Annotated in this window: 19 protein-coding genes and 1 tRNA gene; 1 reads left to right on the top strand and 19 read right to left on the bottom strand. The window is 53.2% G+C overall.

Annotation, left to right across the window (positions count from 1 at the left end; all coding sequences use genetic code 11):
• Positions 1–15 precede the first annotated feature (15 nt).
• The 18 genes from IPH75_04605 to IPH75_04520 form a co-directional block, all read right to left on the bottom strand.
• A complete protein-coding gene (locus IPH75_04605; GenBank protein MBK7141344.1) occupies positions 16–1,392 on the bottom strand; it encodes an MATE family efflux transporter in 1,377 nt (458 codons plus the stop codon).
• 77 nt (positions 1,393–1,469) lie between these two features.
• Positions 1,470–1,913 (bottom strand): type II 3-dehydroquinate dehydratase, encoded by a 444-nt coding sequence (gene aroQ / locus IPH75_04600; GenBank protein MBK7141343.1) that lies wholly within the window; start codon positions 1,911–1,913, stop codon positions 1,470–1,472.
• The gene (gene aroB / locus IPH75_04595) at positions 1,891–3,015 is read right to left on the bottom strand and encodes a 3-dehydroquinate synthase (protein MBK7141342.1); all 1,125 of its coding nucleotides are present in this window, start codon (positions 3,013–3,015) and stop codon (positions 1,891–1,893) included. The genes aroQ and aroB overlap by 23 nt, the downstream gene beginning before the upstream one ends.
• Positions 3,008–3,568, bottom strand: coding sequence for a shikimate kinase (locus IPH75_04590; protein ID MBK7141341.1), 561 nt, complete (start codon positions 3,566–3,568; stop codon positions 3,008–3,010). Before IPH75_04590 ends, aroB begins: the two co-directional genes overlap by 8 nt.
• The gene (locus IPH75_04585; protein ID MBK7141340.1) at positions 3,565–4,416 is read right to left on the bottom strand and encodes a shikimate dehydrogenase; all 852 of its coding nucleotides are present in this window, start codon (positions 4,414–4,416) and stop codon (positions 3,565–3,567) included. Before IPH75_04585 ends, IPH75_04590 begins: the two co-directional genes overlap by 4 nt.
• Positions 4,413–5,756: a 3-phosphoshikimate 1-carboxyvinyltransferase gene (gene aroA / locus IPH75_04580; protein ID MBK7141339.1), complete on the bottom strand. Its 1,344-nt coding sequence runs from the start codon at positions 5,754–5,756 to the stop codon at positions 4,413–4,415. The genes IPH75_04585 and aroA overlap by 4 nt, the downstream gene beginning before the upstream one ends.
• On the bottom strand, positions 5,753–6,769 hold the full coding sequence (gene aroF / locus IPH75_04575) for a 3-deoxy-7-phosphoheptulonate synthase (protein MBK7141338.1): 1,017 nt from the start codon (positions 6,767–6,769) through the stop codon (positions 5,753–5,755). The genes aroA and aroF overlap by 4 nt, the downstream gene beginning before the upstream one ends.
• A gap of 45 nt (positions 6,770–6,814) precedes the next feature.
• Positions 6,815–8,623 (bottom strand): arginine--tRNA ligase, encoded by a 1,809-nt coding sequence (gene argS, locus IPH75_04570; protein MBK7141337.1) that lies wholly within the window; start codon positions 8,621–8,623, stop codon positions 6,815–6,817.
• A 63-nt stretch (positions 8,624–8,686) separates the two neighbouring features.
• Positions 8,687–9,481: a tryptophan synthase subunit alpha gene (locus IPH75_04565; GenBank protein MBK7141336.1), complete on the bottom strand. Its 795-nt coding sequence runs from the start codon at positions 9,479–9,481 to the stop codon at positions 8,687–8,689.
• Positions 9,478–10,683, bottom strand: coding sequence for a tryptophan synthase subunit beta (trpB, locus tag IPH75_04560; protein MBK7141335.1), 1,206 nt, complete (start codon positions 10,681–10,683; stop codon positions 9,478–9,480). Before trpB ends, IPH75_04565 begins: the two co-directional genes overlap by 4 nt.
• A complete protein-coding gene (locus tag IPH75_04555; protein ID MBK7141334.1) occupies positions 10,667–11,287 on the bottom strand; it encodes a phosphoribosylanthranilate isomerase in 621 nt (206 codons plus the stop codon). Before IPH75_04555 ends, trpB begins: the two co-directional genes overlap by 17 nt.
• The gene (gene trpC / locus IPH75_04550) at positions 11,287–12,087 is read right to left on the bottom strand and encodes an indole-3-glycerol phosphate synthase TrpC (GenBank protein ID MBK7141333.1); all 801 of its coding nucleotides are present in this window, start codon (positions 12,085–12,087) and stop codon (positions 11,287–11,289) included. The genes IPH75_04555 and trpC overlap by 1 nt, the downstream gene beginning before the upstream one ends.
• Positions 12,057–13,382, bottom strand: a complete 1,326-nt coding sequence (locus IPH75_04545; protein ID MBK7141332.1) for an MFS transporter — start codon at positions 13,380–13,382, stop codon at positions 12,057–12,059. The genes trpC and IPH75_04545 overlap by 31 nt, the downstream gene beginning before the upstream one ends.
• A 3-nt stretch (positions 13,383–13,385) precedes the next feature.
• On the bottom strand, positions 13,386–14,396 hold the full coding sequence (trpD, locus tag IPH75_04540; GenBank protein MBK7141331.1) for an anthranilate phosphoribosyltransferase: 1,011 nt from the start codon (positions 14,394–14,396) through the stop codon (positions 13,386–13,388).
• On the bottom strand, positions 14,393–14,962 hold the full coding sequence (locus tag IPH75_04535) for an aminodeoxychorismate/anthranilate synthase component II (protein ID MBK7141330.1): 570 nt from the start codon (positions 14,960–14,962) through the stop codon (positions 14,393–14,395). Before IPH75_04535 ends, trpD begins: the two co-directional genes overlap by 4 nt.
• Positions 14,959–16,425, bottom strand: coding sequence for an anthranilate synthase component I (trpE, locus tag IPH75_04530; protein ID MBK7141329.1), 1,467 nt, complete (start codon positions 16,423–16,425; stop codon positions 14,959–14,961). The genes IPH75_04535 and trpE overlap by 4 nt, the downstream gene beginning before the upstream one ends.
• Complete coding sequence (dapF, locus tag IPH75_04525; GenBank protein ID MBK7141328.1) at positions 16,422–17,261, bottom strand: diaminopimelate epimerase; 840 nt, start codon at positions 17,259–17,261, stop codon at positions 16,422–16,424. Before dapF ends, trpE begins: the two co-directional genes overlap by 4 nt.
• Before the next feature lie 169 nt (positions 17,262–17,430).
• Complete coding sequence (locus IPH75_04520) at positions 17,431–18,639, bottom strand: PLP-dependent aminotransferase family protein (protein MBK7141327.1); 1,209 nt, start codon at positions 18,637–18,639, stop codon at positions 17,431–17,433.
• A 281-nt stretch (positions 18,640–18,920) separates the two neighbouring features.
• Here IPH75_04520 and IPH75_04515 point away from each other — a divergent pair, with 281 nt between their 5' ends.
• A complete protein-coding gene (locus IPH75_04515; protein ID MBK7141326.1) occupies positions 18,921–19,352 on the top strand; it encodes a hypothetical protein in 432 nt (143 codons plus the stop codon).
• A gap of 35 nt (positions 19,353–19,387) precedes the next feature.
• Here IPH75_04515 and IPH75_04510 read toward each other — a convergent pair.
• Positions 19,388–19,460 (bottom strand) — tRNA-Phe (locus IPH75_04510).
• Between the last annotated feature and the right edge of the window lie 133 nt (positions 19,461–19,593).

The raw sequence follows: 19,593 nt of genomic DNA, 5'->3' as shown, positions 1-19,593 counted from the left end.
TAAATTCAACCGGGACTATAGCTTGCGGAGTTTCCACCGTCCGCGTCCGAACCAGTACGCCAGGATCAGGGCTTTGATAGTAGTGGTGATCGTCAGTGTCCACCAGACTCCGTTGATTCCCCAGCCGAGATCAAACGCCAAGTAATAGGCCAGCGGTACCCGGACAACCGCACCCGGGATCATAACGATCATCGGTGGAATGGTATCCCCTGCTCCGCTGAAGGCGCCTTCAAGGACGATCTCTAATGCCATGGTCATTTGCGATAAACCAAGTATGATCAGGTAATCTGCGGCAATGGTATGCACCTGCGAATCATCGGTGAAGATCGAGACAATCAGGTCGGGGAAGATCACAAAGATCGCCCCCATTGCGGTGGTGAATGCGACGGCCAGCCCAACTGAGCCCCAGGCACATTTGGCGGCACGTTCGGGATTACCGGCCCCGAGGTTCTGCCCTACCATGGTTGAAGCGGCCATGGCAAATCCCGCGCAGGTCAGGTAGGAGATCGACTCCATGCGATTCCCGATTCCCATAGCGGCTCCGGCCGGTTCTCCGAACTGATGGACGACGCGAATCAGGAACCAATACACGGCAATGAATATTAGCTGCTGAGTCGCCATCGGCAGTCCGATCTTCCCGATCTTTGCAATGTTCCGCAGGTCGGGTTTGGTCCGAAAGAGGCCGGGTACCGAAAAGCCCGCCTTCCCACGCATAAGTAGGATTACTGAAATGGCCGCGGCCACTATTGTGGAGATCAAGGTACCGAGAGCCGCTCCGGGGACGCCCAGTTCCGGAAAGGGTCCAATGCCAAAAATCAGGAGATAATCCAACAGAATATTCAGCGCAATGGTCAGTGAGGCCACGACCATTGGAGTTTTGGTATCGCCTGCCGCTCGAAAGGTAGCGGCAATCGTATCAAATAGCGCGAAGAAGATGGCGGTGAAGAAGAATATCCGAAGGTACGGAAGCGCCAGTTTCATCGTATCCGGGCCGGTATTCATGAACTCCAATAGCAGTGGACCGAAAAGGAGTCCGGCAGTTGTCAGCAGAACTGCAATGGCAATGGCCAGCCAGATCGCCTGGGTGACATAGTAACTTGCCTGATCAGGTTCACGAGCGCCAATGTGACGGGAAACGAGAGCGGTCACACCAATAGTGACAATTGACAGGGTCGAGAAGATCACCCAATGGAGAACCATTGAGGAGGTGACAGCATCCTGAGCGGCTGGACCGAGTTTACCAACCCAGAAGAAATTGACGACAGAGAGGGCTATCTCCATCACCATTCCAAGAATGACCGGCATGGCGAGCGAAAAGACCGTTTTAACGATCGGGCCGGAAGTAATTGACGGAGTTGGTTTCATCTGCCTGCTATTTGCCTGGTCATTCATTTGACCAAGGCACGAATATCAGGCAGCCAGGCATTGTCTGACAAGCGATTTCGGCGAAAAGTGAGATTGTGGGCGGTTTAGTTCTTCCTGGTAACAGCATCAGAGAAGTACGACAGCGCCATGGCGTAGCCATAAAAACCGAATCCAGCGATCTGGCCACGGCAGACCGGGGCGATCAACGAGCGGGTCCGAAACTCCTCGCGCGCGGCGATATTGGACAGGTGTACCTCGATCGCCTCGATCTTCACCCCGGCGATCGCGTCGCGAATACCGATGCTATAGTGCGTTAGAGCACCCGGATTGATGATCAGTCCGGCGGCCGAAGCGGCCTCCTTCTGGATGAAGTCAATGATCTCCCCCTCGTGATTTGACTGGTAGAAGGCCAGTTCCAGGCCGATCTCCTTCGCCAGATCATTAAGGCGGCGATTGAGTGTCTCCAGAGTGTCGGTACCGTAGAGTTCCGGTTCGCGAGTTCCGAGAAGGTTCAGGTTGGGACCATTAACGACCAATATGCGGGGCATATTTACCTCCGTAATCTGAGTAATCTGCGATCATCTGCTCAACGGCAAACCGGATCATCTCGTGCGGCAAACCACTCGCAATATATGGCTTACCGGGCTGTTTGAGCAGGACGAAGCCAAGTTCCTGATTCTGCCGTTTCTTATCCAGCGCCATGGCGGATAGGATATCCGTGGGGGCGAGCTTTCGTTTCGGTACAATTTCTGCGGAAGAAAGTGCGAGTCGGTAATAGTCTTTGAGTTTTCCGGCCTGTTTTGGATCGGCCAACATGCTGAGACAGATCGCTCCCAACAATCCAACGATCACTGCTTCGCCATGCAACAGCTTGCCATAACCAAGCGACTTTTCGATGGCATGCCCGAAGGTGTGTCCAAGATTCAGGTACGCACGAATATTCTGTTCGCGTTCATCCTGGGAGACGATTTTCGCCTTGTATGCGCAACACTCGCGGATGACAGTGATCCAATCGGTTGCGCTTACTTTGCCATCAAACAAGCGAGTGACCCGATTGAGCATTGGGCCGCCGGCCAATCCAGCATACTTGAGTATTTCACCATAGCCGGCGACCATCTGTCTCACCGGCAACGTCTGAAGGTACTGCTGGTCGCAGAAAACAAAAGAGGGTTGCCAGATCGCGCCGATGAGATTTTTCCCCAGGGGATGATTTATTCCGGTCTTGCCACCAATGGCGGCATCAACCATGCCGAGCAGAGTAGTCGGAACAGCTCCCCACTTGACACCACGAAGCACAGTTGCCGCGGCATACCCGACGATGTCAGTTGTCACTCCTCCGCCTACAGCCAGGATAAAATCTGACCGCGATATCTGTGATGACAGCAAGTGCTTGTAGACTGCATCGAGCGTTTGTTGGTTCTTGAACTGCTCTCCTGACGGAAGTACAAACAGGTCGCTGTTCTTGGCCGATTGCTTTAACCGTTTCAACAGCCGCTCACCATGCAGGGCGTAGAAGTTGGCATCGGCGATAATAAAGAGCCGATTGCCAGTTGTCCGTTCACGAACCAGGTCAGCGAGCTTTGGCTCAATCTTGTTGCCGATCACAACTGGGTAGCGAAAGGTCTTGCCGGAGACTTGTATGTCAGCCATTTAGTTTCCCTATTCTTTTTCTGATACGTCTGGCGATCTCTGCCGGAGTTCCTTTTGAACTCGAAACGGTAATATCTGCCCTGAGGTAGTTATGTTCGCGGTTTGCCAAGAGATTGGCAATTCGCGCGATTCGTGCCTGTTTGAGAGTTTCACCTGAACGTGCAACCACTTCAAGAAGTGGACGATCTGACTTTTCGGCGAGTCTCCGGTAGATAACACTGACCGATGACTTTAGGTAAATGGATATTCCTGACGTCCTGATGATCTTTCGGTTAACAGCCGATTGAAAGGCGCCGCCACCAAGTGCGACAACGGTTGGACGTGAGGTGCCGGCGATCCGTTGGATCAGCGTCGATTCAAGGGTTCTGAAATGTACCTCTCCCCTTTTCGCAAAGAGGTGAGCGATCTTGGTACGAGATTGACGCTCGATGACTTCATCCGTGTCCACGAATTGCATATGCAGAAGTTTTGCGAGGGCTGGTCCGATCGTTGATTTGCCGGAGCCGGAGAATCCGACCAGCCAGATATGTTGTTTTTCTGTATCGCGGCTCATCGCTTGGCGATCGGCTTGGCTTTGTAGACGGTGCGATAGACTTTCTCCAGCTCGACGGTCTCGCCGGTCCAGAGTTCGAACGATTTCACTGCCTGGGCGACCAGAAGCAAGCGGCCATCCAGCGCGGGGATCTTGCTCTTGCGTGCAGCATCAACATACATGTTGTCAGAATTGTAGTTTACGTCGAAATAAACGCCGATCTGCCGCCATTCCAGGCCATCGGGCAATGGGGTGACATTCGGGTAGTGCCACCCACCAAGTGGTGTGCAGTTGACCACCAGGTGGAACTTGTCCTTGCCTGCATCGAAGGCTTCGCGCTCAATCGCGTGACAGGTAAGGTCAAAGCGAGAGCACGTTTGTTGCAAGTTGGCGAGATGTTCATGTGATCGGCCCACCACGCTGACCTCTCTTGGCTTGTATGACTGACAGACCGCATAAACGACCGCGCGGGCAATGCCGCCTGTACCAAGGATCAGCACGCGGCCGTTGTTGATCTGCTTGTCGTATCCGGTCAGACTCTGTGCCACCCCCTGCCAATCTGTATTGAATCCAGAGAGGTTCTCAGGGCCAATGCGAATGGAGTTGACCGCGCCAAGATCGGCGGCAGTTTGATCGCATTCGGTAAGGAAAGGCAGAATGGCTTCTTTGTGGGGGATTGTCACCGCCATACCGGACAGCTCGTGCGAATGAACACGTTGCATGAAGAAAGCAAGGTCCAGCGGGGCGATATCGAATAGATCAAAGGTGATCTTATGTCCGGTATGTTTGGCGATCGCCGCAAAGATATCAGGCGATTGCGAATAAGCAATCTTGTGTCCTAACAGTCCAAAATGGAATCGTTCGCTCATGCTACTATCTGGAGCAACAGGTCATAAAAGCCGGGACACGAGATACCCACGCAACTGGTATCATCCATAGTAGATGGTCCGACTGCGGCCAACGCGGCAACCGAAAAGGCCATGGCGATCCGATGGTCGCCGTAACTGAGAAGATCAGCCCCATTGATCTCTTGTCTTCCCTCGATCGCCAGACCATCGTCGAGCAGACCGCACTTCACACCCATCCGAGTCAAATTCTCGGTAATGGCAGCAAGACGGTCAGACTCTTTAACCCGAAGTTCACCGGCATCCCTGATGATGGTTGTCCCTTCGGAGAATGCGGCAATGACGGCGACCATAGGGATCTCGTCGATCAATCCGACAGTCGTTTCGCCGGAGATCTTGCGTGCTTTCAGACTTCCGCCCGTCACAGAGACAGTTCCCCGTGGTTCGCCAGAGATCGTTGCTTTATCACTGATAGTGACCTGGCATCCAGCCGCCTTCAGGTAGTCGAGAAACTCCGTGCGGGTTGGATTCAGGCCGCAATTGGTGACGGTGACCGTGTCTCCGCTTATCGCTGCGGCACCAAAAAAGAATGCGGCAGTAGAGATGTCGCCGGGGATATCGATCAGCCCGCCATTCATCTTGGCTTGCCCCGTCAGTGAAATCTCTTTCTTGAAAGTCTCCGGCATGACCGATTTCTTTTTGCGGGGGTCATCCGGATCAGGCACCAGTACAGCTTTGATATCGCGGATGGTGATCCCCTCACCGAGTGAGTCAAGCATCAGTTCCGTATGATCACGCGTGATATGATCCTCGCGCACTGTCACACTGCAGTTGGACGAAAGTCCGGCCAATAAGAGAGCCGACTTGACCTGCGCTGAAGCCACAGGCAGGCGATACTCGAACGGAAGCAACTTGCGCCCGTTGATCTTCATCGGCAAGTGGCCATCGGTAGCAAACAATTCTGCCCCCATCGCGGTAAGCGGATCAATGATCCTGCGCATCGGTCTGCGAGATAATGACTCATCGCCGCTAAGGATCAAACTGAGGTTACTTCCTGCCACTATGCCGGCCAGCAATCGGGCGGTTGTGCCTGAGTTGCCGCAATCAATGATCGTTTCCGGGTTGATGCGCAAATCTGTCGGTGGGGTCAGGCGAATCCCCTCCTCGATCTCTTCTACTTGCACTCCGAACTGTTTCGCCGCGGCAAGAGAGGTCAGCACATCGGCGCCATTGGGGAAATTGCGCACAGTAAGCGGGCCCCTGGCAAGGATAGAGAACAACGCGGCCCGGTGGGCGACCGATTTGTCTCCCGGAACAGTGATTGTTCCGCCGATCTTGCGTGCTGGTTTCAGTTGTTTGGTCATGAGCAAGTCCTGTCAAGGACTGTGGCAAGACGGCGCATATCGTTCATCAAGCGAGTGAAGTCAGACGGAGTGATCGACTGCGGACCATCGGACAGCGCATGTTCCGGCTCATGGTGGACCTCCACCAGCAAGCCATCGGCGCCAACTGCGATCGAAGCCCGTGACAGCGGGATCACTTTCCCTTTCTTGCCGGTCCCGTGACTTGGGTCGGAGACAATCGGGAGATGGCTGATCCGTTTGACGTATGGTATTGCGGCAAGATCAAGCGTGTTGCGGGTATGGTCAGCGATCGTGCGAACACCGCGTTCACAGAGGATCACTTTGCGATTCCCCTCCGCCATAATGTATTCGGCCGCCATGAGAAACTCTTCGAGCGTAGCCGACATTCCGCGCTTAAGCAATACCGGCTTCATGGTTTTGCCGGCCTTTTTGAGTAACGAGAAGTTCTGCATATTGCGGGCGCCTATCTGGATGATATCCGTGTAGGCCGCAACCAGATCAAGCGTATCGGTATCTACCGCCTCGGTAATGATCTTCAGACCGAAACGTTCGCGAACTTCCGCGAGAATCTGTAGTCCGGTCTCCCCTAATCCCTGGAAACTATAAGGAGAAGTGCGCGGTTTGAAAGCTCCGCCTCGGAAGACCTTTGCGCCGGCGTTGGCGACTCCCTCGGCGATGATCATGCACTGGTCGCGGCTCTCCACCGAGCAGGGGCCGGCCATCACAACAAACTCAGGACCGCCGATCTTGACTCCGTCGACATCCACAATGGTGTCTTCCTTGAAGAACTCGCGGCTTACTAGCTTGAAGGGCTGGGTAACATGAATTATATCCTGTACGCCGGGGAGGGTCAGGATGCAGTCAGAATCTACCTGTGCCTTGTTCCCGGTGACGCCAATGGCGGTCCTGAGCGCACCAGGGATCGGGTGTGGTGTTAAGCCGAGGCGACTGATCTCTTCACATACTTTGGCGACCATTTCCTGAGTCGCCGAAGCTTCCATCACTACAAGCATGTATCACTCCCAGTCGGACCCGTGGTCGCGACATGACAGACAACGTTACATTTCATAGGGCGCTCGCAATCCAAGCAGATTCAAACCTTCGTTCATGACGATCCTGACCGACTGTACAAGTGCCATGCGGGCCGCACTGCGGTCGGGGTCATCTGAAATGATCTTGTCGATTCGCCCGGAATCATCTTTTCTCTGGTAGAACTTGTTGAAAGCGCTGGCCAGTCTCAACAGATAGGTTGAGATGCAGTTAGGGTCATAGAGCCTCGCGGCCTCCTGAATCGCCTCTTCAAATTCCGCTATGGTTTCAATAACAAGCCGTTCTTCGTCATGGTTCAACAAACTATGGTCGATTTGGGCAGTAATCGGCTTTCCGTACATCCGCTCAAGCGAGCAGAGCCGGGCATGCGTATACTGAAGATACGGACCGGTTTCTCCCTCAAAACTGAGGACCTCGTCCCAGTCAAAATTGACATCTTTCTGACGGCGCACGGAAAGCTGTGAAAAGATCACCGCTCCGACACCAATCATCTGGGCGACATCGTCGAAATTCGCCAGATTCGGATTCTTTTCGCGGATCTTTTGTTTGGCCAGATCGATCGCCTGGTTGATGACATCCTCGAGGAAGATGATATTCCCCTGTCGGGTAGACATCGTCTTTTCGCCAAACTTCACCCAGCCGAAGTCGACATGTTTGACGCGACCGGTCATGCGGGACTCGGCTGGAAGATTCTCCGCCTGCTCCATCATGTCGATGACTTTCAATGCTTGCTTAAAATGGTCGGACTGGCTGACCCCAACAACATAGAGTGATTCGTTGAAGTGGTATTTCTCCCAACGCCAGATAAGCCCTGCCAGGTCACGCGTGATATAAAGGGTGGCGCCATCCTGCTTCTTCAGTAGCGCAGGCGGGAGTTGCGGGTCATTCAGGTCAACCACCAATGCGCCGCGCGATGTTGAAGTCAGTCCGTCTTTCTGCAGCCGCTCGATCACGGCCTCCATCTTGTCGTTCAGGAAGGACTCTCCATAGACAAGATCGAACTCGACGCCAAGGATTCCATAAACGCGGCTCCACTCTTCGAAGGAGACCTCTTTCATCCGCTCCCAGAGTTTTGTCGCCTCGGGGTCACCATCCTCAAGTTTTTTGAAGGCGACTCTGGCCTCGTCATCGAGCGACTTATCTGTCTCGGCCTCAGCATGGAATTTCACATAGAGGTCGAGCAGATTTTTGACTGCTTCTCCCTGGAACGTCGATTCTGAGCCCCAACGCCTGAATGCGACGATCATCTTTCCGAACTGCGTTCCCCAATCACCGGGGTAGTTGATACCGATGACTTCATATCCAAGCTTCTTGTAGATCCGCCGTAGCGAGTTGCCGATTATCGTTGTCCGGAGATGCCCCACTCCGAACGGTTTGGCGATATTAGGGGATGAATACTCGACCAGATTTAGTTTGCCATTCCCCACAGTGGATTGACCAAACTTATCCTGCATGGTCACGGCTTGTCCGATTGTCTCGCGCGCTACTGCAGTCAATTCAATCGATGCATTCAAATAGCCCGAGGCAGGGGTTACGGCGAGTTCCGGCGAGGCTGATGCGGACAGTATTATATTGGCTCGAGCCGCAACCGAAGCGGTCACTTCGTTTGGTTTTGACTTCAGAATGGGGAGGAATTTGAAGATCGGGAACGCCAGGCTCCCCATTTTAGGGTCTTTCGGGCGTTCAATTCCTTTCAGAACGTCCGGAGAATGGAATGGCCCATTGTCCCCGACAGTCCGATAGATCTCCGGGTAGCATTGCTGAAATGCCGTTGCCACGGTTATGGCGAATTGTTCTTTGAACTTGTCCAGTATCATATCTGACGATTTTCCGGCGGCAATATGGTTTGGATGCTCAGGTTGCGCAACGATAAAGCAAATCTATCGGTCAAGCCTATCCCGCACAGACTTAAGGAGTTTCCGGACCGGGTCCAGACCGGCCTCCGAGCGACCGTGCGACTCAATCTCCCTGATCAGCGCGGAACCGATCACGACACCATCAGCAGCTCGGCAGAGCCGTGAAGCCGACTCGCCCGAGGAGACGCCAAACCCGGCGACAAACGGCTTCTTGAGCTGTGTTCGAAGATTGGCCAGGTAATCGTCGGTTTGGTTATCGAAGCTGTGTCCTGATCCAGTTACGCCGGTTACGGTGACCGCGTATACAAAGTCTGAACATGCCTTCTCAATCGATTTTACTCGTTCGCGTGAGGAGGTCGGCGCCACAAGAAAGATGGTGGAGATACCTTTTTCTTCTGCCATGGCACGAAGATCAGTGGCTTCCTCAGGTGGCAGATCCGGAATGATCAGTCCGTCGATCCCGGCAGATTGCGCTGAGTCGAGGAAGTCCGGAATTCCCATCGCATAGATTGGATTGTAGTAACCCATGGTGATCAGCGGAATATTCGAATCGGACCGAATAGACTGGGCAAGTTTGAAGACGGTGTCCAGGGTCGTTCCATTTTCCAGCGCAATCTGGCTGGAGAGCTGTACCTGTGGGCCATCGGCAAGCGGGTCGGAGAATGGGATCCCGATCTCCAGCATATCTGCGCAGGATTCAATTGCCGCACGGCATAATTGCAGGGATAGCTCGTAGTTCGGATAGCCAGCAGTCAGAAACGGCACCATCATCTTGCGACCATCTCTGGAAGCCAAAAGCTCACTGATGCGACTGGTCATGGGAGGACTCCAAGATTCTGGAGGATCGGGAAGTCCTTATCCCCTCGTCCGGAAAGACAGACGACAATATTTTGATTACGTTTAAACGTCTTCCCTTCCCGAATAAGCCAGGCCAGGGCATGCGAGGTCTCCAACGCGGGGATTATTCCTTCCAGACGAGAAACCAATTTGAATGCGTCGAGTGCTTCATTGTCTGTGGCTGAGTGATATTCCACTCGCCCTGAATCATGGAGAAAGGAGTGTTCCGGGCCGACGCCGGGATAATCCAGCCCGGCAGAAACGGAGTGTGGCAGGATGATCTGTCCATCCGCATCGTACAGCAAGTAGCTGTACGAACCATGCAGGACACCCGGTTTTCCCTTGGTGAGCGTGGCGGCATGTTTCTGACTTTTAATGCCGCAACCAGCAGCCTCTACCCCGACCAACTTCACCTTGCTGTCAATAAAAGGATAAAAGAGGCCGATCGCGTTTGAGCCGCCACCGACGCATGCCACCAGCATATCGGGCAATTTGCCGAACTGCTTTTTCGCCTGAACCTTAGTTTCCCTCCCGATAATCGACTGAAAATCTCGGACCATCATTGGGTACGGATGCGGTCCAACCACCGAACCGATGATATAAAACGTGGTGCGGATATTGGTGACCCAGTCCCGCATCGCCTGATTAGTAGCATCCTTGAGTGTTCTGGAGCCGGATTCGACCGGGACAACTTCGGCTCCAAGCAGTCGCATCTTCTGGACATTGGGCGCCTGGCGCTGGACATCCTCTGCGCCCATGTATACTACACAAGGCAAGCCAAACCGTGCACAGACCGTGGCGGTCGCCAATCCATGCTGGCCGGCTCCGGTTTCGGCAATGATCCGTTTCTTTCCCATTCGAATCGCGAGCAGAATTTGCCCAACCGTATTGTTGATCTTATGCGCACCGGTATGATTGAGATCTTCCCGCTTGAACCAGATCCTGGGGCCGCCGATCTCTTTGGTCAGCCGTTCGGCGAAATAGAGTGGTGAAGGACGTCCCACAAACGCGGTCAGATGATCGGCCAGCTCACGCTGAAACTTCTTATCTTTGCGCGCTTTGGTGTATGCGTCTGTCAATTCATCGAGCGCAAAAATGACTGTCTCAGGGACATACCGTCCGCCAAACTCACCGAATCTTCCGCGTGTATCCGGGTAGCTGTATTTCTTACTTTGTGCGCGCACGGTTCACCACTTTGAAGAACACTTCGAGTTTCATTTTTGATTTGATGCCGGGTGCAGATTCCACCGAAGAATTAACATCAACGACCAAAGGGCGGAATTTTCTAATTCCCGAGCTTACATTCTGGGAATTGATCCCACCCGCCAGCACCAAACGATCAATCTTGCGTGTCGAACAATTATCCCAATCAAAACTTTGACCTGTCCCCCCGGTGCCGTTGTCCAACAGTCTCAGATCAGCAGGAGATGAGGCAATCTGTTTCCAGTCGGTGTCGTCTGCGATGCTGAATGCCTTGATAACTTTGAATCCTTCCCTCTGGATTCTCCGGATAACAGCATCGGACTCCTGCCCATGCAATTGAATCCAGTCGAGCCGTAGTCTATCAGCTAGGCCGAGCAGTTTGTCGATCGGTTCATTGACGAAGAGGCCTACTCGCTCGACTGTCGGGGGCAATGCGTCGATGATCTCTCTCGCGCCTTGCTTATCGATATGCCGACAGGAGCCCCTATAAAAAATCATGCCGATCATGTCCGCGCCAAATTGCGCTGCGATCTGGGCGTCCTTCGGTCGTGTGATACCACAGACTTTCACCTGCGTGTAACTCATCAGCCGATCAACTCCCGGAGTAGTTGGGCGGGATCGGGATGACGCATCAGTGACTCGCCGATCAAGAAACAATCGTAGCCGGCAGCAGTTAGCCGATCAATATCAGCGCGTGTATGAATGCCTGATTCCGCCACCTTTACCTTGTCGTCAGGTATCAATGAGGACAAATTCTCGGCGATCGAGAGATCAACCTCAAATGACTGCAGATTGCGGCTGTTGACACCGATCATCTCTGCAGACGACTCCAGTGCGATTTCCAGTTCCCCCTCCGAGTGTACTTCGACCAGTGCATCCAGGCCAACCTCTATCGCCAATTGAATGAACTGAGTCAACGTCTGACGTGTGAGCAGACGGACGATCAGGAGTATGGCGTCCGCCCCGTGATGCGCGGCCAGCTTAAACTGGTATGGATCGATCACAAAATCCTTGCATAGGACGGGCAGACGAGCAGTCTGCTTGGCGATATCCAGATATTCAAGGCGACCATGGAAATACTGGTGTTCAGTCAGTACCGAAAGTGCGACTGCTCCTCCCTGGCGATAGCGCGCGGCAAGATCTTCGGGATCGAACTCTTCCACCAGAACGCCTCGTGAGGGTGACGCCTTTTTCAGCTCGGCGATCACTTTGATCTTGCCCGGTGAAGATAACGCTGCACGGAGACTGCGTCTCGTGTCGGGATCCGGCAGTGTCAGCTTTTCTTGCGGGAGCCGGAGTTTTAGTTCGGCTATCTCTATTCTTTTGCTGTCAGCTATCTGTTCGAGAATTCCGTTCACGCAACCTCCTGTTCGGGGATCGACCATCCGGACTTTTCTTTGCCGCGCTTTTCCGCCTCTTTAAAAGACCAGAAATAGAACATGGTCGACATCACATACAGCACGATAGTGATGTTAAACGTCAACGTATAGCCGTATTGCTCGATCAAATGGCCCCCAATGGCGGTCGAAACCATCCAGGAGGCGGTCCAGGAGACCATCAGGAGGGCATTGACCAGCCCCTGCTCGGTCCGGCTGGACATTTCCATCCCGAAATTGGTGGCAACCGGCACGCCGATATTCATCAGCCCGGCTCGAAGAACATATGCACCAAAGGCTACCCAGAGTGTGGTGGTATATGCCAGCAAAAGCATAAACGGGATCGACAGCAGTTGCGTGATGACAATCGTCCTGACGAGGCCAAAACGGCGAGCCAGCACTGGGCCGGAGAGAGTCCCGGCAAACATGCAGAGAATCGTACAAAAATAGAAGACGCCAATGGTTGACGTTGACAGCCCGAACTTGTCCCTAAAATAAAGATTCAAGAATGGGATGATCAGGCCCGCTCCCAGGCCGATCAGAAAATTCGAAAACGAGAGTTTGAAATAAAAGAGTCCGCGGCGGCGAAGCTGCTCGCGCGTGATGCTGATTCGCCGTTCTTCTTCAGAAACAGGCGCCGGGCGGAGCATAGCGAACGGAATCAACGAGATCAATCCGACGGCGATGCCTATATACAGTGTATATCGGTAGCCAAGGATCGAGTCACCTGCCAGTTGCGACATAACCGGAACAAGTCGACCGGCCGAGAGTGACCCCACCATCCCGGCGATCAGTAGTACGCCGAAGGAGAATGAGAAAAGATGGGTCCGCTCCCTAGACGACGAGTTGCGCATATAAAAGGGCCCGGCCGCAACCCGTGAAAAGGCGAATGTCATGCCGCTGAGGATTGTAAACAAGATCAGCATTTCCAACTGCTGGTTACTGGATATCCCGATACTAAACACGGCAAACAGGAGCCCGGCCACAATGAGAACAGGTTTCAGGGCGATCCGACTCAAAAGTAAGGCCGCCGGAATAGCCATCAGCGACATACCGATCGCCCGCGAAGAATTGACTAGTCCTATACTGCTTTCACCGAATCCAAGTTCCTTCAGGTAAAGATTCAACAGTAGTTGAAAGAACTCATAGTTTATGCCGAGCAGAAACGCACCGAGCAGATAAAGTCGGGCATTGCGCGAAAAGAGGCGGACATGCTTCCAATAATCGCGCAACTCGAATATCACGCCATGTCCATGCGAGGTGGGGTGCCCAAGGCTGGTGTTTTTGATCTGGGTCGAGTGCATCGGTTAGTTTCGCGAAGCCGCTATCCAATCCTGTAGTTTCCGTTTGGCGCGGCCATCCGCTATGGACTCTCGTGCGGCAGACACACCCTCGGCGATTGACCCGGCTATCCCGGCAACGTAGAGCATCGCCCCGGCATTGTAGACAACGGCTCCCCCGTACGATTCGAGATGGTTGTCGAGCAGTTCCCTGAGGATATGGAGATTCCAGGCGGCATCTCCCCCGACCACTGCTCCATGGGCCATCCGCTTCAGTCCGACCGTTTCAGGCGTGCACTCGCCGACCGTGATCTTGCCATCATGAAGTTCCACATATTCGGTCGTATCCGAGATCGAGAATTCATCGAGCCCATCGCGCGAATGAGCGATAATCACATGAGTGGATCCGGTTCGCTGGAGTACTTCGGCCATAACATGCATGAGCGAAGGGTCATAAACGCCTATCACCTGTCTTTTCACACCAGCCGGGTTGGTCATCGGTCCCAGTATATTGAAGACCGTCCTGACCCCCAGTTCTTTGCGTGGTCCGGCGGCATGTTTCATCGCCGGATGAAAGAGTGGGGCGAACAGGAAACCGAATCCAACTTGATCGATACATCTCTTCACAGTGTCGGCTGGAGCATCAATTGCGCCGCCAGTAGCCTCGAGTAGATCGGCTGAACCGCATTTGGAGCTGACCGACCGATTGCCATGCTTGGCGACAGTTGCGCCTGCTGACGACGCAACAATCGCCGCGGCGGTTGAGATATTAAACGTGTGGGCGCCATCCCCACCGGTACCGCATCCATCGACCGCATTCGGATCGGCAACTGAGACGCGCTGGCTATGATTCCGCATAGAGCGAACAAACCCGGTCACTTCCTGCACATGCTCACCCTTTTGTTTGAGAGCGATCAACAGGCCGCCGATCTGGGCAGGGGTTGCTTTACCTTCCATGATCTGATCCATGAGGAGAGTCGCCTCATTCTCGGCCAGATGACCACCGGAGAGCAATTTTCGGAGCATCTCCTGGATCATCGAATTGTCCTCAAGAAATTACCAAGGATCTTCTTCCCTTCAGTGGTCAGAATGGACTCCGGATGAAACTGAACTCCGTAGAGCGGCATCTGTTTGTGCTGAATTGCCATGATGACTTTATCAGCGGTCCAGCCGGTTACATTGAACTCTTTGGGAAGAGTCTTTGGCTCGATGACCAGCGAGTGATATCTGGTCGCGACAAAGGGCGAAGGTACTTTTTTGAAAAGCACAGAACTATCATGCAGGATCTCAGAAGTCTTTCCATGCATCAGGGTTGGCGCGTAGCCGATCTTTCCACCAAAGACCTGCCCAATCGCCTGGTGTCCAAGGCAGATGCCGAAGATCGGCACTTTCCCGGCAAACTCTCGGATCAGTTCATTCATAACGCCAGCATTTTCCGGTCTCCCCGGACCGGGGGATAGCACTATTCCCTTTGGTTTCATCTTCTGTACCTGCTCGACAGTCACCGCGTCGTTACGAAATACCTTAAGGTCTGCACCCAATTCGGCCAGGTACTGAACGACGTTATAGGTGAAGGAATCGTAGTTGTCGAGCATCAAGATCATTTGAATTTCTTCCCTGTAACTGCCTCAATGATGACCCGAGCTTTCGCTTCCGTCTCTTTGCTTTCCTTCCGGGGAACGGAGTCAGCGACAATCCCGGCACCAGCCTGCACGAAGTAGGACTTTCCTTTTTTTACGACCGTTCTGATCGCAATGCAGGAATCTAGGTTTCCCCAGAAATCGACATAGGCTATGGAGCCGGCATAAATGCCGCGTTTGGTTGTCTCCAATTCATTGATGATCTCCATCGCTCGCACTTTTGGTGCACCGGAGACAGTGCCGGCCGGAAAACAGGCGAAGTGTCCATCCAGGGCCGCGGTTCGCGGTTTTAGTTTCCCTACCACCGAGCTGACGATGTGAATGACATGCGAGTATTTCTCGATGGTCATCCGTTCGCGCACCTGAACAGTTCCCGGTCTGCTGACTCGCCCAATGTCGTTTCGACCGAGATCCAGGAGCATCGTGTGCTCGGCTAATTCTTTTTGATCCGACAAGAGGTTCTTGATTCGCTTGGCATCCTCCGCTTCGTCCTTCCCCCGCGGACGAGTTCCGGCAATCGGACGCGTTTCGATATTCCCCTGCTCAACCCGCACCATCATTTCCGGAGATGAGCCGATCACTGCGTTCTCATCAAAGTTCAGCAGAAACATATAGGGTGAAGGGTTCGTGCGCCTGAGCTGTCGATAAACCTCCAGCGGTTCTGCACTCGATGCAATCTGCCAACGACGGGAGAGGACAACCTGGAAGATGTCCCCTTCCTTGATATACTTCTTGGCTTTGCGTACCGACGATTCAAACTGCGGGCGGCTAGTTAAGCATTTTGTTCGACTGCGCGTAGCAGACGGAGAACGCTTTGGTCCCCGAGTGAACTTCTGAAGCGAATCAATGGTCCTAATCATCTGCCTGATTGTTTTGTGGACCTTTGTGGCCAACCCAGGCTCGCCATTTTCATGAAGGACATTTCCGATCAGGATCATCTCCTGCTTCAGATGATCAAATGCTACAATGGTCTGATAGAGGCCGAAGATCATTTCCGGCATCCCGATCTTGTCTGGTTTGGATGTCGGTAAGTGCTCGCTCCAACGAACGGTATCAAAGGAGAAGTAGCCGACTGCGCCGCCGGTAAATCGAGGAAGATCCTCGAAATGGACCGGTCTGTATACCGAAAGCAGTTCCTTCATGAATTCCAGTGGGTCTGCCTCTATCTGGGTAGTCTTCTTCCCTTTGCGGAGTGTCACCACCTTTCCTTTGGCTTCGACAACCAGGAAAGGATCAACGCCGATAAAGGAGTATCGCGCGAGTTTCTCCCCTCCCTCGATTGACTCAAGTAAGAAGGAATACTTCTTCCCTGCGGCCAATTTGTGGAATACGGAGACTGGCGTCTCCAGATCGGACGGCATCGCAATGGCGATTGGAAGGACATTCCCCTGCTTGTTCATCCGCTTAAATGTGCTTAATGTCATCATCTGGTTTCAAATTCGCCTGTTGCCACAACTGTTACCGGCCCGCTCAGTTCAATCACATTGTCTTCTGTTCTCCAACCTACGAGCAGTGTGCCGGTTTCAAACTGCACTTCGCACTTTCGATCTATTCGTCCGAGCATCACCAGGGCGGCGACTGAGGCAGCCGCACCCGTTCCCGAAGAACCGGTCGCTCCGGCACCACGCTCCCATTCAGCCACCAGGATCTTGTTCCGACTAATCACCCGGACAAATTCGACATTGGTCCGGTTCGGGAAAATCGGCGCATGTTCTATCTGGCTCCCCATAGCCTGCCAGTCGAAGTCAAAACTATCAACCGGTACGACGCAATGCGGATTGCCGACAGAAAGACAGGTGGCAACGACCAGCTCGCGTCCGATCTTCAGCTTCTGATTGATCAGATGAGGTTGCCTGGTCTTTACCGGCACCGCCTTGGCGCTGAAATCCGGAACACCTATCTCAGCTCGTATCTGGTACCCGCCGGCGATCTTCTTTACCAATGTCACCTGGTTAAGTGCCCCACCCATTGCGATCGCGAACGTCTTCTTCGTACGCTTTTTCCGGTGAAAATGGAGCGCAACAATGCGAATTCCATTGCCAGACTTCTCCGCCCATCCGCCATCGGAGTTGTAGACATCAGCCCTGCAATCGGCACCGCGTTGGCTACTGATCACGAGCAGACCATCGGCTCCAACACCGGTCGCATGATTGCAGATGGCGCGTGCGAACTTTCCCCAAGCAGCGCGATTGCGAGCTTGGGAGGATTCCACCACCAGGAAGCTATTTCCCAGGGCCTGATACTTGGCAAAATTGACTTTCATAGACCGGTATCTAATTGGCTCTTCGGGTTGTCGGCAACAAAAAAGCCCGCCAACCGGCGGGCTTCCTATAGTCTATCATAAGAGATATCAGACGATCCCAGCCGGTATGCATACGGACGCACGGCGCCACCACCACATTTGAGTCTGGGAAAGTCGGTTAACGGTCATTTTACATATTCTCACTGAGCAATTTGCCGAGGCGTTTGATACCCTCGACTATCTGCTCCAATGTAGCATTTGAGAAGTTCAAACGCAAGCAGTTATCGCCGCCGCCATTGGCAAAAAACGGCGAACCATAAACATACGCGACCTTCATGGCGATTGCTTTTGGGAGAAGGTCTTTGGCCGATACCGACTCAGGAAGCTGTACCCAGAGGAAGAGGCCGCCATCCGGCTTCGTCCAGGTGACTTCCTGAGGGAAGTGCTGCTCCATTGCCTGGGTCATGCAGTTTCGCTTAGCCAGATAGTCAGCTTTGATCCGCTCGATCTGAGGCTCCAGCAGTCCCTGACTTACGTACTCATAGATCAGATACTGTCCAAAACTGCTGGTGTGAAGGTCCGTGCACTGCTTGACCTTTTCGAACTGGGTCATGACCGAACTCGGACCGTTGATCCAGCCGAGACGAAGTCCTGGAGAAACGACCTTGGAGAACGATCGAAGAGCAATGACTTCGTCACCGCCGTAGGATTTGAGGGTCGGGACGCGCTCACCGGAGAACCGGATCTCGCCATAGGGATTATCGTCGACGATGGGCACATTGTATTTTATTGCGGCGTCGACCAGAGCACGCCGACGCGATTCAGACATTGTAATACCGGTTGGATTCTGAAAGTTGGAGACGGTGTAGATCAATTTCGGGCGGAAATCGCGCAACATCGCCTCAACCTGTTCAACGATCATCCCCTCGTCGTCCATCTCGACTGTCACATATCGCGCCTGGTAGTAATTGAAAGCCTGCAATGCGCCTACATAGGTTGGATTTTCGACCAGGACATAGTCGCCTGGATCGATGAATGTCCGGGCGATCAGTTCGATCCCCTGTTGGGCACCGGCAGTAACCAGGATATTTTCAATACTCGACTGAGTCCCCCGCTCGGTCGCGCGCTTGGCCAGAAGTTGCCGAAGCGGGGTGATCCCCATGGACAATGAGTATTGGAATGAATCAGCGCCGTACTTATCAACAACATGAGATGCCATGCGCTTCAAGTCGGCAAGCGGAAAAAGCTCCGGTGCCGGCAGGCCGCCCGCGAAAGAGATGACGCCCGGCTGTGAAGATATTTTGAGGATTTCGCGGATTATCGAGGTTTCGAGCTGTAAGACATGCGGTGCTATCCCCCATTTGTCGGGGGTTACTTGATGTGGCGAAGAGACCACCATGCGTCTATCCTTTCACCGTCAAATTCCCATCAATCGGTTACGCTCATTGCCCGTAACGACTTATCTGACCAAGTCGGATGGTCGCCCGGCACACGTGAAATATATCACTAGTTATCGGCAACAACAACGACAAAATACTCCGCCTTCAAGATAAAATCACTCTTCTTCACGGAAATAGTTATGTAGTTGGCTGACAGTGTGATGCTGCGCTGAACTTTGGTGGCAAAGTTTACTCTTGAGTATTACTTGACAAAGTAACTGGAGAATCTATATCCTGAATTATGCCCTGTTCTGATGTAACCGAAGTTCTCACGCTCACTCTTGATCCTGAGGATCGACTGACCCACTATTCACTGATCAAATTGACCTGTGGCGGTGGTGTTGGTAATCCTTCCTTACTCAGAAAATGGATCGAGAACCGACCGGCTGAAGAGATACTTAGCACGACACCGGATGTCGTTCTCAGCGAGTTTCCGACTCCAAGTGACACGTGGGAGTTTTTGACGATCAAACATCTGCTGGCAGTGCAATCTGGTCTTCAGGCTCTGCTCGGGACTGCCCAATCAACTCCGGATTCCATCTGTGCGATAGAAACGGTCGAGCATGGTCCTAAAGGGGTCCGGATGATGGCATTGATCAAGGTAGATGTTCTGACTCAGGCGATCACGGCCTGTGGTGGTTGCGGAACCTGCGGTACCGATTCTCAGCATTAGATCGATCTCTCCCCCATACAATCGGCAATAAAAAGTGGCGCCCCGCAGAATCGAACTGCGGACACGCAGATTTTCAGTCTGCTGCTCTACCAACTGAGCTAGGGCGCCAGGAAATATTGGACGATTAAATTGTCAGGCTTGCCAAAGTAGCAGCTTTTTGAGATATGTCAAGCAGATTCAAGAGCCTATGTCACGCAGGTTGTTAGCCTGAAAGATCTGATAGCGGCAATCAGGAACTGCC

It is taken from the genome of bacterium, assembly GCA_016708025.1.
GTDB lineage: Bacteria > Zixibacteria > MSB-5A5 > GN15 > FEB-12 > FEB-12.
The sequence above is the reverse complement of the archived record's forward strand: the minus strand, read 5'-3'. Positions and strand labels throughout refer to the sequence as shown.

Coding starts and splice junctions, on each gene's coding strand:
- IPH75_04605 (MBK7141344.1), bottom strand. CDS start 1,392: ATGAATGACCAGGCAAATAGCAGGCAGATGAAACCAACTCCGTCAATT.
- aroQ (MBK7141343.1), bottom strand. CDS start 1,913: ATGCCCCGCATATTGGTCGTTAATGGTCCCAACCTGAACCTTCTCGGA.
- aroB (MBK7141342.1), bottom strand. CDS start 3,015: ATGGCTGACATACAAGTCTCCGGCAAGACCTTTCGCTACCCAGTTGTG.
- IPH75_04590 (MBK7141341.1), bottom strand. CDS start 3,568: ATGAGCCGCGATACAGAAAAACAACATATCTGGCTGGTCGGATTCTCC.
- IPH75_04585 (MBK7141340.1), bottom strand. CDS start 4,416: ATGAGCGAACGATTCCATTTTGGACTGTTAGGACACAAGATTGCTTAT.
- aroA (MBK7141339.1), bottom strand. CDS start 5,756: ATGACCAAACAACTGAAACCAGCACGCAAGATCGGCGGAACAATCACT.
- aroF (MBK7141338.1), bottom strand. CDS start 6,769: ATGCTTGTAGTGATGGAAGCTTCGGCGACTCAGGAAATGGTCGCCAAA.
- argS (MBK7141337.1), bottom strand. CDS start 8,623: ATGATACTGGACAAGTTCAAAGAACAATTCGCCATAACCGTGGCAACG.
- IPH75_04565 (MBK7141336.1), bottom strand. CDS start 9,481: ATGACCAGTCGCATCAGTGAGCTTTTGGCTTCCAGAGATGGTCGCAAG.
- IPH75_04555 (MBK7141334.1), bottom strand. CDS start 11,287: ATGAGTTACACGCAGGTGAAAGTCTGTGGTATCACACGACCGAAGGAC.
- trpC (MBK7141333.1), bottom strand. CDS start 12,087: ATGGTCGATCCCCGAACAGGAGGTTGCGTGAACGGAATTCTCGAACAG.
- IPH75_04545 (MBK7141332.1), bottom strand. CDS start 13,382: ATGCACTCGACCCAGATCAAAAACACCAGCCTTGGGCACCCCACCTCG.
- trpD (MBK7141331.1), bottom strand. CDS start 14,396: ATGATCCAGGAGATGCTCCGAAAATTGCTCTCCGGTGGTCATCTGGCC.
- IPH75_04535 (MBK7141330.1), bottom strand. CDS start 14,962: ATGATCTTGATGCTCGACAACTACGATTCCTTCACCTATAACGTCGTT.
- trpE (MBK7141329.1), bottom strand. CDS start 16,425: ATGATGACATTAAGCACATTTAAGCGGATGAACAAGCAGGGGAATGTC.
- dapF (MBK7141328.1), bottom strand. CDS start 17,261: ATGAAAGTCAATTTTGCCAAGTATCAGGCCCTGGGAAATAGCTTCCTG.
- IPH75_04520 (MBK7141327.1), bottom strand. CDS start 18,639: ATGGTGGTCTCTTCGCCACATCAAGTAACCCCCGACAAATGGGGGATA.
- IPH75_04515 (MBK7141326.1), top strand. CDS start 18,921: ATGCCCTGTTCTGATGTAACCGAAGTTCTCACGCTCACTCTTGATCCT.